At 61.4% G+C, this 13,174-nt stretch carries 6 protein-coding genes; 3 read left to right on the forward strand and 3 right to left on the reverse strand.

All coding sequences use genetic code 11. The annotated features are described in order from the left end of the window. Positions 1 to 246: 246 nt before the first annotated feature. From ACN9MZ_RS08245 to ACN9MZ_RS08255, 3 genes are all read right to left on the reverse strand, one after another. Entirely contained in the window at positions 247 to 3,063 is a 2,817-nt protein-coding gene (locus ACN9MZ_RS08245; protein ID WP_426341705.1) for a TonB-dependent receptor, read from the reverse strand. Positions 3,064 to 3,226: 163 nt separating this feature from the next. Further along, positions 3,227 to 6,127, reverse strand: a complete 2,901-nt coding sequence (locus ACN9MZ_RS08250; protein WP_426341706.1) for a TonB-dependent receptor — start codon at positions 6,125 to 6,127, stop codon at positions 3,227 to 3,229. Positions 6,128 to 6,494: 367 nt separating this feature from the next. Further along, entirely contained in the window at positions 6,495 to 9,263 is a 2,769-nt protein-coding gene (locus ACN9MZ_RS08255) for a TonB-dependent receptor (protein ID WP_426341707.1), read from the reverse strand. Between the two features lie 242 nt (positions 9,264 to 9,505). On the opposite strand from ACN9MZ_RS08255, the gene ACN9MZ_RS08260 reads away from it, so the two are divergent. From ACN9MZ_RS08260 to ACN9MZ_RS08270, 3 genes are read left to right on the forward strand one after another with little or no spacing between them, the layout of a single operon-like run. Beyond that, positions 9,506 to 10,441: an ABC transporter permease gene (locus ACN9MZ_RS08260; protein ID WP_426341708.1), complete on the forward strand. Its 936-nt coding sequence runs from the start codon at positions 9,506 to 9,508 to the stop codon at positions 10,439 to 10,441. A gap of 9 nt (positions 10,442 to 10,450) precedes the next feature. Then, positions 10,451 to 11,488, forward strand: a complete 1,038-nt coding sequence (locus ACN9MZ_RS08265; protein WP_426341709.1) for an ABC transporter permease — start codon at positions 10,451 to 10,453, stop codon at positions 11,486 to 11,488. Position 11,489: 1 nt separating this feature from the next. Continuing rightward, on the forward strand, positions 11,490 to 13,163 hold the full coding sequence (locus ACN9MZ_RS08270; protein WP_426341710.1) for an ABC transporter ATP-binding protein: 1,674 nt from the start codon (positions 11,490 to 11,492) through the stop codon (positions 13,161 to 13,163). Positions 13,164 to 13,174: the final 11 nt, after the last annotated feature.

Genomic DNA, 13,174 nt, shown 5'->3' on the forward strand with positions numbered 1-13,174 from the left:
CCAAGTCGCAAGTTATCGAGACAACTTCAGCTTTGGTACTCGCTGCGAATGATGGAAAAGACGCAAATTGACTTGCGTTGGGAGATTTAGCGGTGGAATGACGACAATTTGAACAATTGATATTGAGTTCGAATTTGCCGAAATGCAGCTTTTCAAGGGGAAGGAAGTGTGCCCGATTTGCCACAAAATTTCAAAAACGATAAAAAGCCCCGCCCGGGCAGGCGGGGCTGGTCCTGGCCTCGCGGCTTAGAATTTGTAGGAGGCGCTTACATAAAACTGGCGTCCCAGTGCCGACGAGTAGGATGGGTTGTAGCCCACCTGGTGCGAGCCGGTGTTGCGCAGGGTGAACGGCGGATCGCGGTCGAACAGGTTGATGATGCCGCCGGTGATTTCCAGGTTCTTCACCGGGCGGTAAGCCGTCTGCAAGTCGAAGGTGGTGTAGCTCGGCACCTGCAGGGTGATGCCATAGCATTCTCCCGGCTGGCCTGCGACGATCACGGCGCAGTCATCGACGGACTGTTCCTTGTCGGTGTAGCCGTTGCGGTAGCTGGCGCTCAGCGTATGGGTCCATTGCGCCTGCTCGAAACTGGTCGACGCGCGCACCACGTGGCGGAAGCTGACCTTGTCGTTCGAACCGTAGCGGTTCAGGCTCGATTCCCACTGGTCGTCGGTGCCCGGAGTGGTGTAGCGCGAACGGATCAGCCAGGTGCCGGCCAGGCGGCTGGTCAGCTTGCCGTCGAACAGCTTGGTCTTGTGGGTGAAGTCATAGTCGAGGCCGCGGTTTTCCACCTTGCCGATATTGATCGGCAGCAGCTTGATGGCCAGCACGTCCTTGCCGGTCGAGCCGATGTGCTTGGTGGTGAACAGCTCGGCATACTTGGCCGGGTTGTCGAAGATCAGGCCTTCGGATACGGCGGTCACCTGGTCGCGTATTTCCACGTTCCACAGATCAAGCGACATCGACAGCGAGTTGGTCGGCTCGAACACGGTGCCGATACTCCACTGCTTGGATTTCTCCGGCTTCAGGTCCGGGTTGCCGCCCTGGAAGGCTTCGAACTGCTGGCGTACCACGCCGTTGCAGTAGGAGGCCAGCGGGTGGCTGGTGCCGGCCAGCGGGCACTGGTAGTTGCCGCCAGTGACGCCCCAGTCTTCCAGCGGGCCGGCGATTTCCTGCATCGATGCCGCGCGGAAGCCGGTGCCGGCTGCGGCGCGGAACAAGAGGTTCCTGGCCGCGGTGTACTTGGCGCTCAGCTTCCAGGTGGCAGCGTTCTCCTTGTTGCCGACTTTCTGGCCGGTCAGGTTGTTGTCGATGGCACCGATCTGGTCGTAGCGGGCGGAACCGGTCAGTTCCAGCGCTTTGCTGACGGGCATGACCAGCTCGGTGTAGGCGCCGAAGTTGTCGCGCTCGTAGGCGCTGTCCACCTGCGGGTTGTCGAACAGGATCTGGGCGTTCTTGGCCACGTCGGCCTGGTTGACCTTGAACGAGGTGTTGCGGTAATCGACGCCTACGCCGACCTGGGCCGCGCCGCCTGGCAGCTTGAATGCCTCACGCGAGGCACGGGCATCCCAGCCCTTCATTTCCACGGTCTGGGTGTTGTAGGTGCCGCTGAAGCCGGTTGACAGCAGGGTGTCGCGCATGGCTTGCGGCATTTCGCCCAGGCCGTAGGCGAACGGATCGATGCTGCCGGCGTCGATCGCAGCCTGGAACTTGTCGGCCAGCGGGAAGCCGCCGACGTATTTCTGGGTCTGCTTGTTCTTCGAGTAGGTCAGGGCCGAATTTACGTCCCAGCCGGCCACGGCCCCATCCACGCCAGCCACCAGGTGGGTGGCCTTGGTACCGTAGTCATAAGTGCGATTGCCCATTTCGTACAGGCGGTATTTGGCCACCACGGAGGTGGCGCCGGCGTCCTGTTCGGCGTTCAGGTTAGGCTGGATGTACTTGTTGTACAAGGTTGAGCCCTTGGCGATCGAGAAGTCGGCCGGGTAGGGCGCGATCGAGGCGACGATTTTCGCTTCGGTATAGGCCAGGTCGTAGAAGCCCTTGAAGCCCGAGTTGCCGAGCTTGACGCTACCGGACGAGAACAGGGCGTCGCGCTGCGATTTCGGGTTGATTTCGATGGTCGATGCGCTGTCGAAGTAGCAGTTGCCGTCGCCGTAGAAGTCGGCATTGACCGCGGCGCACTTGCCGCCGTGGGCCAGCGCATACGGGTTCAGGTTGACGGTCTTTTCCACCAGCTTGCCGGTGCTTGGATCGATCTCGCTGGAGTTGTAGGTCACGCCGGCATTGGCCGGCAGCGAGCGGGAAGAACCGTTAATAAACTGCAGCTGCTTGCCGTTGGCCGGGTCGGTGAAGTTGATGATGCCGGTTCGCGCGAAGTCGCGCTGCGATGCCTTGAGCTGCTTTTGCTCGTCGTGGCTGACCGAGAAGAACACGCTGTAGCCGTCTTCGTCGATGTCGCCGAAGCCCTTGCTCAGGGAAATGGCATTGCTGGCGCCGCCGCTCTGCTCAGGGCGCGAGTACTTGGCATTGATTTCCCAGTCGGTAGCGCCCTTTTTCAGGATGAAGTTGACCACGCCAGCAATGGCGTCGGCGCCGTACAGGGCGGAAGCGCCGTCGGTCAGCACTTCCACGCGCTCGATGGCCGACAGCGGGATGGCGTTCAGGTCGATGGTGGTGCCGGAGTTGGCCGGCGCGACGCGGCGGCCGTTCAGCAGCACCAGGGTGTAGGCAGCGCCGATGTCGTGGATGGAGGCGGTGGTCACGCCGCCGCCACCGCCGCCCACCGAGTCCGCCGCCACCGAGAAGCCCTGCATGGCCGGCAGTTGCTGGATGAAGTCCGTCACGGTGGATACGCCGGACTTCTTGATGTCTTTCTGGCTGAACGACTGCACCGGCAGCGAGGATTCGGCAGCAATACGCTTGATGCTGGAACCGGTGATTTCAACGCGCTGCATTGGCGCTTCCGGGCTTGCTTCCTGGGCAATGGCGGCGGCGCTGCCGATGGCCAGGCTACCGGCGAACATCACGCGCAGGGAGCGCGACAGGGCTTTCTCGATGATCATTGATAAACATCTCAGTAATAAATTAATGGGAGCGTTATCAGATCATCAGCGGCTTGGTTTGGCAATGGATGTTTGATAAGTGAAACAAACGAAACATTAAGCGACAATAAAAAAAATCCCCGCCAACTTGCGCCGGCGGGGAGCGGGAGTGAGTAAAGATGGATTACTTGAACTTGTAGCTGGCGGTCAGGTAGAACGTACGGCCCAGCGGATCGGTGTAGCGACCGTCATAGCCAACCTGGTTGCCGCCGCCGGTGTCGCGGATCGACAGTGGAGGATCCTTGTCCAGCAGGTTGCGGATACCACCGGTGATCGAGAAGTTCTGGTTGAAGACGTACTTCGACTGCCAGTCAACGGTGGTGTACTCCTTGACCTTGCGGCCTTTCAGGTCGACGTAGCCACCCAGGGTGCCGTCGTCGTTGACCGAGCGTACACGGCCGTCGTCAGCCGTGAAGTCCTTGTCGGCATAGCCGGACTTGTAGTTCACGGTCAGCGAGTTGGCCCACTGCTCGCTCGACTTCAGCGAGAACACCAGGCGCGAAATCCAGCGGAAGGTCACGTCGTCGTACGAGTCGAAACGGGCAATGCTGCTCTCGGTCTTGTTCGCACCAGGATTGTCGGCATCAGGCACGGTCTTCTCGGCCTTCAACATATAGGTTGCGGTCCAGTTCGTGGTCAGCTTGCCGATCGGGGTGGCGGCGCGGAAGGTCGCGTCCAGGTCGATGCCGCGGTAGCGCGAGCTGGCCAGGTTCAGCGGCGACTGGGTCATCACCAGGACTTTCGATTTCTGGATCGGATCGAAGTAGATGGTGGCGTACTTGTTGGCCAGGGCCTCGGTGCCGAACAGCATGTCCTGCGACAGGTTCTGGATCTGGTTCTTCAGGCGCACGTCCCAGAAGTCCACGCCTAGCGACAGCGAGTCCATCGGTTCCAGGCGCATGCCGATCGACGCCTGCTTCGAGGTTTCAGGCTTCAGCGCATCGGCGCCGGTGCCTGGGTTACCCACGGTCAGCAGGCCGTATTCCTGCACGCCGCGGCAGTAAGCGAAGCGTGGGTCGGCCGCGTTCTTGATCGGGCAGGCGAAGAAGTTCGACGAGCCTGCGTTTTTCAGTGGATCGGAGATGTCATTCATGGTCGGCGCCTTGAAGCCGGTGCCGTAAGAACCACGCAGCATCACTTCTTTCGAAGGCTGCCAGCGGGCGGACAACTTGAAGGTCGTCTTCGAGACGTCTTTGCCCTGCTTGCCTGCCAGTGACGGATTGCCGTTTACGTCGTAGCTGGTATTGCGCTTGTCGACCGCGTCGTAGCTGTCGTAACGCGCCGAAGCGGTCACGTCCAGGCCTTTGATGACAGGCATTTGCAGCTCGCCGAATGCACCCCAGTTGTTGCGTTTGGCATCCAGCGGCTGGGAGCCGGTGCCGCCGCCGATGACGGTGTCGGTCCAGCCCGGATTGCCCGGGCCAGGGCCCATCACGATCCTGCTTGGCGAATCTTCGTACTTCTGCATGGTGTAGTCGGCGCCCAGGCCCAGGGCGGCATTGCCGCCTGCCATGGCGAACAATTCACGCGATGCATGGGCGCTCAGCACGTCCAGCTTGGACTTGGTGGTCGACAGGTTTTCATGCAGCACTGCCGGCGCCAGGATGGAAGCGGCATTCGGGTCGAAGACGTAAGGGTTGTAGGCGCCGGACTGGACCAGGGCTTCGAACTTGTCGCCGCTCATGTAGCCGCCTGCCGCCTTGTCGGTCTGCTTGTTCTGCGAATGGGTGTAGGCTGCACCAACGTCCCAGCCTGCGAATTCGGAGTCCAGGCCGACGGAGAAGTGCAGGGCCTTGGTGCCCCAGTCATCGGTACGGCCACCCGCGTCACGCGCACGGTAGTACAGGTAGGCGTCGGTCACGGCGTTCGGATCGATGTCCTGGCCAGCCAGCAGCGGCTCCACCGATTTCTTGTAAGGCACGATGTAGACCGGGCTGATGGTCTTTACGTGGGTTTCCGGATCGGTGCTCATGGTGGTCAGCGGCTGTGCCGGTGCCGCGTAGCGTGCGGTGCTGGTGAACTTGGAATAGACGAATTCGCCGGTCAGGCGAGTCTTGTCGGAGATCTTCAGCGCGCCGGAAGTGAACAGGCTGTCGCGCTTCAGTTCAGGCAGCAGTTCCACGGTTGCCGCATAGTCATAGCGGCAAACGCCGCCGCGCGCGAACGTGTTGGGGCCGCTGCACTTGCCGTTATTAACCAGGTCCGGCGAGAACGTTGCTTCAACATCAGGGCCGTTGAACACGTCGGCATTGGCCGGGATCGAGTTGATCGAGTTCTGCCAGGTGGCATATTGCTTGCCATCCTTGCTGAACTTGACCACGCCGGAGCTGGCGAACGGGCGCTGGGTGGCGTTCAGTGCCTTGCTCTGGTCGTGGCTGTACGCCAGCATGACGTTGAAGCCGTCGCTATCGTAGTTGCCGAAGCCTTTGGTGATCGAGACGTTGGCGCTCTGGCCGCCTTTATGTTGCGGGCGGTTGTACGTGGCGTCGATGTTCAGGTCGTTCTGGTTTTTCTTCAGGATGAAGTTGACCACGCCGGCGATGGCGTCCGAGCCGTACAGCGTGGAGGCGCCATCGGTCAGGATCTCGACGCGCTCAACCGCTGCCAGCGGGATCGATGCCAGGTTGACGGCGCTGCCGGTGCCATATGGCGCCATGCGCTTGCCGTTCAGCAGCACCAGGGTATAGTCGGTACCGATCGAGTGCACCGATGCGCTTTGGACGCCGCCGCCGCCGCCGTTGATGGAAGCGGACGAGGTGATCATGCCCTGCATCGAAGGCAGCAGGGCAACCAGGTCGGCCACGTTCTGCACGCCGGTTTGGTCGATGTCCTTGCGGCTCAGGGTTTGGATCGGCAACGCACCCTCTTGGGCAATGCGTTTGATCGACGAACCGGTAATTTCAACGCGCTGGATGGCAGCGTCAGTTTGCTGGGCGAAAACTGGTGCACAGACTCCGGCTGCCAGCAAGCCGCTGGCGCAGGCCAGGCGGATTGCATACGACAGGCTGTTCTCTTTCATCATCATTCTTTGATCTCCCAGAAGGTGGACTGTTCTTTGCATTTGCGCAAAACCTAGCAATAGGCTGCTAGTACTTTCTTGCAAGTATTCTTGGGTTGCAATGTTTTCGATACAAAAGGCCACAGACTGTTACGAAACTGCAACAAGAGGTGGTTTTGCGCTGCTGAGAACTTCGCGTGAGATGAGAGATTTTTCGCGGTACTTGAAGGTTTTTAATTCGGGTTTTACCGGAAAAGCATAATAGGTATGCTACTGAATATTTCGTATTGTAACTATTTAAAAACACGCGTCTTGTGTACACAACTTGCTGCAGCGGCGAAAAAAAAACGGCACCGAAGTGCCGTTTTTTTTGGAGTGCTTCAAGCCTTGCGGCTCAGAAGAACTTGTACTGCGCGCCGAGCTTGAAGTAGCGGCCAATGGCGCCGGAAGCATCCATCGGGTTGTAGCTCATGCCGCCGTAGGTCAGTGGATCCAGCGGAGCGATCTTGTCGGTCACGTTGTTGATCGAAGCGAACACGGTGAACTGCTGGTTCACGTTGTAGCGCGCCGACAGGTCCAGGGTGGTGAACGAGGCGATCTTGCAGCCGTTGGTGCCCGGCTGGCCGTTGGCCAGCGTAGAGGCGCAAGGATCACCGGCGAACTTGACGTTGTCCATGCTGTCGCGGTAGTTGACGATACCGGCAACGTTCCAGTCGCGGAAGTCCCAAGATGCGTTCAGGTTCATCTTGTTTTTAGGCGTGCCGGCGCAGTTTGACGTGTCGCAGTTGCCGTGGGTGCCGTTGAACTGGTAAACGGTAGTGGCGGACTCGTGGCGCTTCCAGGTCGCGGTGTGGGTCCAGACGAAACCCACGGTTGCGCGGCCGTACTCGCCCAGGCGGATGCGCTGTTTGACATCCAGGTCCACGCCGCTTACTTCGGTGAAGCTGGAGTTGCGGTATGGCGCCTGAGTCAGCACCAGGGTGCCCGAATTCGGGATCACGACGCCGTTGACGACCAGGTTGTTGTCGTTACGGACGGCGGTTGGCAGGGCAGCTGCTTCGTTGTATGGCAGCGGGTTGATCTCGTTGCTACGCTTGATCTTCCACGCATCCAGCGCCAGGCTGGTGCCATCGAACGGGTCCCACACGATGCCCAGGGTCGAGCCCTTGGAGGTTTCAGGTTTCAGGGCAGAAGAGCCAACCTTCACAGCTGCAACCGGAATGGCGCAGTCGGTCGAGGTGGCACCGCCGGCGGCCGGCGTTTTGCCGTTCGGGCAGCGGATTGGATCGGTAACGGTGGAGGTGCCGGTCGATTGCGACAGCGGGGAACCTTCCGCGGGGCCAGGCGCACGGAAGCCTTCGGTGTAAGTACCGCGCAGGGCGAAGGACTTGACCGGGGTCCATTTGAAGCCGGCTTTAGGCGTAGTGGAATTGAAACTGTCGTACTTGTCGTAGCGTACGGCAGCGCTCAGTTCCAGGCCTTTCAGCACCGGGGCCGCCAGTTCGAGGAAGACTGCCGACACCTTGTTGTCGCCGAAGGCAGCTACGTAGCTGGAGTTGATCGAACCGTCAATAGAGCCGGACAGGGACGGGTTTTCCAGCTTTTCACGGCGGTGTTCGGCGCCAACTGCCAGGCCCAGGTTGCCGCCTGGCAGGGCGAACAGTTCACGCGAAGCGTGGAAGTCGATCACGTCCAGCTTGGTGGTCGAATCCGAGGTGGCGTTGGTGACCAGGGCAGAGTACAGGGCAGCCGAGTTCTTGGACGCTTCGGTGCCGATGTAATACCAGCCGTACTTGGTCGGATCGCTCATTGCCGTACGCAGCACGTTCAGGTTCAGCATATTGCTGTAGTCCAGGTGCAGCTTGGACTTGGAGTGGGTCAGGCCAGCGTCGTAGTCCCAGCCGGCGACCGCGCCCTTGATGCCCACCACGAAGCGGTTGAACTCGTTGTTGGCCGAGCGGGTGCTTGGGCCGATGTCGAATGCAGTGTAGCGCACGCGGGTCGCGACGCCATATGGGTTCTGCGGGTGGTTTGCGCCCATCAGTGCCAGCGCGCCGTAGTTGACGAAGCCCAGCGGGTTGGTGGCATTCGGCGGGAAAGCCACGGTTGGCGTGATCGACGGCGGCGTCATGGTGAAGGCGGTATCGCGCTTCGAGTAGCCGGCTTCAGCGTACACCTGGGTGTCGCCATTGACCTGCCAGGTGCCGCGCGTGTACAGGTTGACCGATTCGATCTCCGGCTGCATGTCGCGGAACTGATCCTGGTGCCACAGGCAACCGCCCTTGGCGCCGGTCTGGTCCTGGGTGGCGCTCAGCTGCGAGCAACCAGCCAGGCCAACGTAATCCTGGGTGGCCGGATTGCGGATCGCGCCGGCTGGACCAGCCGAAGCGTTGTTGTTGCCGGCGATGTAGCCGCCGGCGAACTGGGTGCCGACCGGGAAGCCGTATGGACGCAGGTCGCCCTTGCCGATGTGGCCGCGGTCCTTGCGGTCGCTGTTCTTGATGCGGTCCGAATCCATGAACTCGGCGTTGACGACCCAGTTGTACTTGTTGTCGTCCAGGTTGCCCATGCCGTAGGTGATGGAAGCCTTGTTCTGCTTGCCGTCGTCGTAGCGCGACCAACCCGTGTCACCCTTGACTTGCAGGCCCTCGAAGTCCTTGCGCAGGATGATGTTGACCACGCCGGCGATGGCGTCCGCGCCGTAGGTGGAGGAAGCGCCGTCTTTCAGGATTTCAATGCGTTCGACGATCTGCATCGGCACCGTGGACAGGTCGGTAAAGCTCTTCTGGCCGTCGTCGGCACGTGCGAATGGCGCCATGCGGCGGCCGTTCAGCAGAACCAGGGTCGAGGTCGCACCGAGGCCGCGCAAGGAAATGGCGGTGGAACCTGCCGCGAAGCCGTTACCGAAGCCCGTCGGCAGCGAACCGGCGCCGTCAACGGTCAACGTTTGCAGGTATTCAGCTACCGTTGCTTTGCCGGACTTCATCAGGTCTTCTTTGCTGATGACCTGGATCGGCGATGCCGTTTCCTGGGTCGCACGTTTGATGCTCGAACCGGTCACTTCCACGCGCTGCATTGGCGTCGGAGCTTCCTGCGCAAAGACAGGGGCAGCTATGGTGGCCAGCATACCGCCGGCGCAAACCAGCCGTACGGAACGAGCCATGATTTTTTCCATCATGTTTGCTATCTCCAAAAATTTGGAATAAAAAGACGAGCTACAGCTTATTGACTACTGCTTTGGCGCTCCCATTGAAAGGAACCATCAGGTGATTCCTTAGCGGAAAGATGAGAGCATTTGGGCTAACATTGCGTCAATGAAAAACTGGGGAGCGATACACATTTGCGAAGATCCGTCTCATTTTTGAAACGTTGTTACATCAAGCACCTATAGATTGATTGCTAAGAATGATTTCATATTTAATACGCCGCGCTTGGCAAATGGCGCCGACATTGCTGGGCGTGGTGTTGTTGGTCTTTTTGCTGTTCAATTGGGTCGGCGGCGATCCTGCCTATATCCTGGCCGGCAAGATGTCCGACGCCGCCAGCATCGACAATATTCGCCGCCAGCTTGGCGTGGACCAGCCCTGGTACGTTCAGCTGGGAATTTTCCTGAAGCAGATCGCGACTTTCGATTTTGGCCAGAGCTGGGCCACCGGGGAAGCGGTGTCGGACATCATCACGTCCCGCCTCGGGCCGTCCTTGACCGTGCTGGTGCCGCTGACCTTGCTCGAGACCGTGCTGGGCATTGCGCTGGCCCTGGCAGTGGCCTTCGTGCGCGGTTCGCTGGCCGACCGCGTCGTGATGGTCGCTTGCACGGTAGGCATGTCGATCTCCATCCTGGTCTATATCATCGTGTTCCAGTATTGGCTGGCCTACAAGGCGGGCTGGTTCCCGGTGCAGGGCTGGGGCGCCGGCTTGCCGGAGAACCTGCGCTTCGCAGCGCTGCCCATCCTGATCGGGCTGGCTGTGTCGCTGGCGCCGACCCTGCGCCTGTACCGCAGCTTCGTGCTGGACGAAGTCGGGCAGGACTATGTGCGCACTGCGCGCGCCAAGGGCTTGCCCGAGCGGCGCGTGATGTGGTTGCATGTGCTGCGCAATGCGGCGATCCCGATCATTACCCACGTGATGGCGAACTTGCCGGCCATGCTGATCGGGGCCTTCCTGCTGGAGCGCTTCTTCGGCATCCCGGGCATCGGGCGCGAAGTGATCCTGGCGGTGGAGCGTTCCGATTTCCCCGTGATCAAGGCGATTACCGTCTACGTGGCCGTGGCGACCATGGTGTTCAACCTGCTGACCGACTTGCTGTACCAGGCTGTCGATCCGCGCGTACAGCTCAAGTAAGGACAGCGCATGCATGCCATTCATGACTCGGCCGGACTGTGGACCCTGGCCTGGCGCCGCCTGCGGGCAGACCGGCTTGCCATGGCGGCGCTGGCGGTGGTAGTCGCCTTCCTGCTCCTGCTTGCGGCTTCTGCCAGCGGCATCGTGGCCGCTGACTGGGAAGAGGAAGTTGCGCTCAACTATGCGCCGCCGACATTTGCCGCGCCGCGCTCGGCCCAGGTGGCGCCCGATGCGGCTTCCACGACGGGCAGCACGGCCAGCGTGCCAGGCGCGCCGCCCGCCAACGAATTCGATCCGCTGGCGCAAGATTTGAGCGAGCTGCGCGCCACCCTGGGCAAGGCCGTCGCCGAGCCAAGCGCCGCGCGGGCGCCGAGCCTGCCGTTCGGCGCCGACAAATGGGGCCACGACATCGTCAGGAAAACCATCAAGGGCGGCGAAACCTCGATCGTGGTTGGCCTGGCTGCGGCCACGCTGGCCGTTGGCATGGGCACGCTGTTCGGCGCCGTTTCCGGCTTTTACGGCGGCGTGGTGGACGATTTCTTCAACTGGTTCTACAGCGTCTTTACCTCGATCCCCTCGATCCTGATGATCCTGACCGTGGCCGCCGTGCTGCAGCAGAAAGGCGTGCTGACCATCGTCCTGATCCTCGGATTGACCGGCTGGACCGGCCCATACCGCCTGATCCGCGCGGAATACTTCAAGCACAAGGCGCGCGAATACGTGCTGGCCGCCGACGCCATCGGCGCTTCGGCCTGGCGCAAGATGTTCAGCCACATCTTCCCGAATGTCAGCCACGTGGCGCTGGTGCAGATGTCGATCCTGGTGGTGGGCTTCATCAAGGCGGAAGTGATCCTGTCCTTCCTCGGCTTCGGCGTGCCGGTCGGCGTGGTGAGCTGGGGCTCCATGCTGAACGAGGCCCAGAATGAGCTCATTCTCGGCAAATGGTGGCAACTCACTGCTGCCGCCAGCGCCATGGCCTTGCTGGTCACGGCCTTTTCCCTGTTTGCCGACGCCCTGCGCGACGCACTCGACCCCAAGGTGAAATGACATGCTGCTACAGGTTCGCAACTTGCGCATCCGCTTCCGTACCGACAAAAAGAACACTGTCGAGGCGGTGAAGGGCATTTCCTTCGACATCCCGCATGACCGCACGGTCGCCCTGGTGGGGGAGTCGGGCAGCGGCAAGTCGGTCAGCTCGCTGGCCGTCATGGGCCTGCTGCCGCCGCAAACGACGCTCATCGACCAGCAAAGCAGCGTGCTGTTCGAGGGCCGCGAAGTGCTGCACCAGCCGGCAGGTGAACGCCGCGCCATGTGCGGCAAGGATATTGCGATGATTTTCCAGGAACCGATGTCCTCGCTGAATCCCGTGTTCACGGTCGGCTTCCAGGTCGGCGAAGTGCTGCGCCTGCACATGGGCATGGACCAGCGCAGCGCCCGCGCCCGCACGCTGGAGTTGCTGGAAGAGGTGGGCATCCCGGATCCGCCGGCCAGGATCGACGCCTATCCGAGCCAGTTGTCGGGCGGCCAGCAGCAAAGGGTGATGATCGCCATGGCGATGGCCTGCAAGCCCAAGCTGCTGATCGCCGACGAGCCCACTACCGCACTGGATGTCACGATCCAGAAGCAAATCATGGAACTGATTGCCGGGCTGCAGAAGAAGCACCGGATGTCGGTGCTGTTCATCACCCACGACCTGGGCCTGGTGGCGGAAATCGCCGACGACGTGATCGTGATGCGGCACGGCGAAGTGCGCGAAACTGGCGATGCGCGCGCGGTGTTTGCCCACCCGAAAGACCTGTACACGCGCGCGCTGCTGCACTGCCGGCCATCGCTCGACGCGCGCCCGGTGCGCCTGCCGGTGATCAGCGATTACATGGAAGGGCGCTTCGGCGCTGCCGTGCAGCAGGCGCAGCGCGTGCGCGGCAGCGCACCGGGCGATGAGGTCGTGCTGGACGTGCGGGGCCTGAAAAAGAGCTTCTGGCTGCGCGAAGGCCTGTTCGGCAAGCGCGAATTCCAGGCCGTCAAAGGCGTTTCGTTCAAGCTGGCGCGCGGCAAGACGCTGGGCGTGGTTGGCGAATCGGGTAGCGGCAAGTCCACGCTCGGCCTGGCGCTGCTGCGCCTGCACCAGGCCAGCGGCGGCAGCGCCCTGTTCGAGGGGCGCGACCTGCTGGCGATGAGCGACAAGGAGTTCCGCCCGTTCAAGCGCCGCATCCAGATCATTTTCCAGAATCCGTATGCCTCGCTGAACCCGCGCTTTACCGTGGGCCAGATACTGCTGGAGCCGATGCGGCTGCACGCCATCGGCACCGACGACGCCCAGCGCGTAGGGCTGGCGCTGGCGCTGCTGGAGCGGGTAGGGTTGCCTCAGCAAGCCTACCATCGCTATCCGCACGAATTCTCCGGTGGCCAGCGGCAGCGCATTGCCATCGCGCGCTGCCTGACCATGAAGCCGGAAATCCTGGTGTGCGACGAGTCGGTATCGGCGCTCGACGTGTCGGTGCAGGCCCAGGTGCTGAACCTGCTGCAGGACCTGCAGGACGAATTCGGCCTGTCCTATATTTTCATCTCGCACGACCTGTCGGTGGTCAAGTACATTTCCGACCAGGTGATGGTGATGCACAAGGGCGAAGTGGTGGAAATGGCCGACTCGGACGAGCTGTATCGCAACCCGCAGCACCCCTACACGCGCGCGCTGCTGGCGGCTATCCCCAGGGCTGCTTGATCGCCCCCTGC

This window comes from Pseudoduganella sp. S-14, assembly GCF_049913285.1.
In the GTDB taxonomy this organism is placed as follows: Bacteria; Pseudomonadota; Gammaproteobacteria; order Burkholderiales; family Burkholderiaceae_D; genus Rugamonas.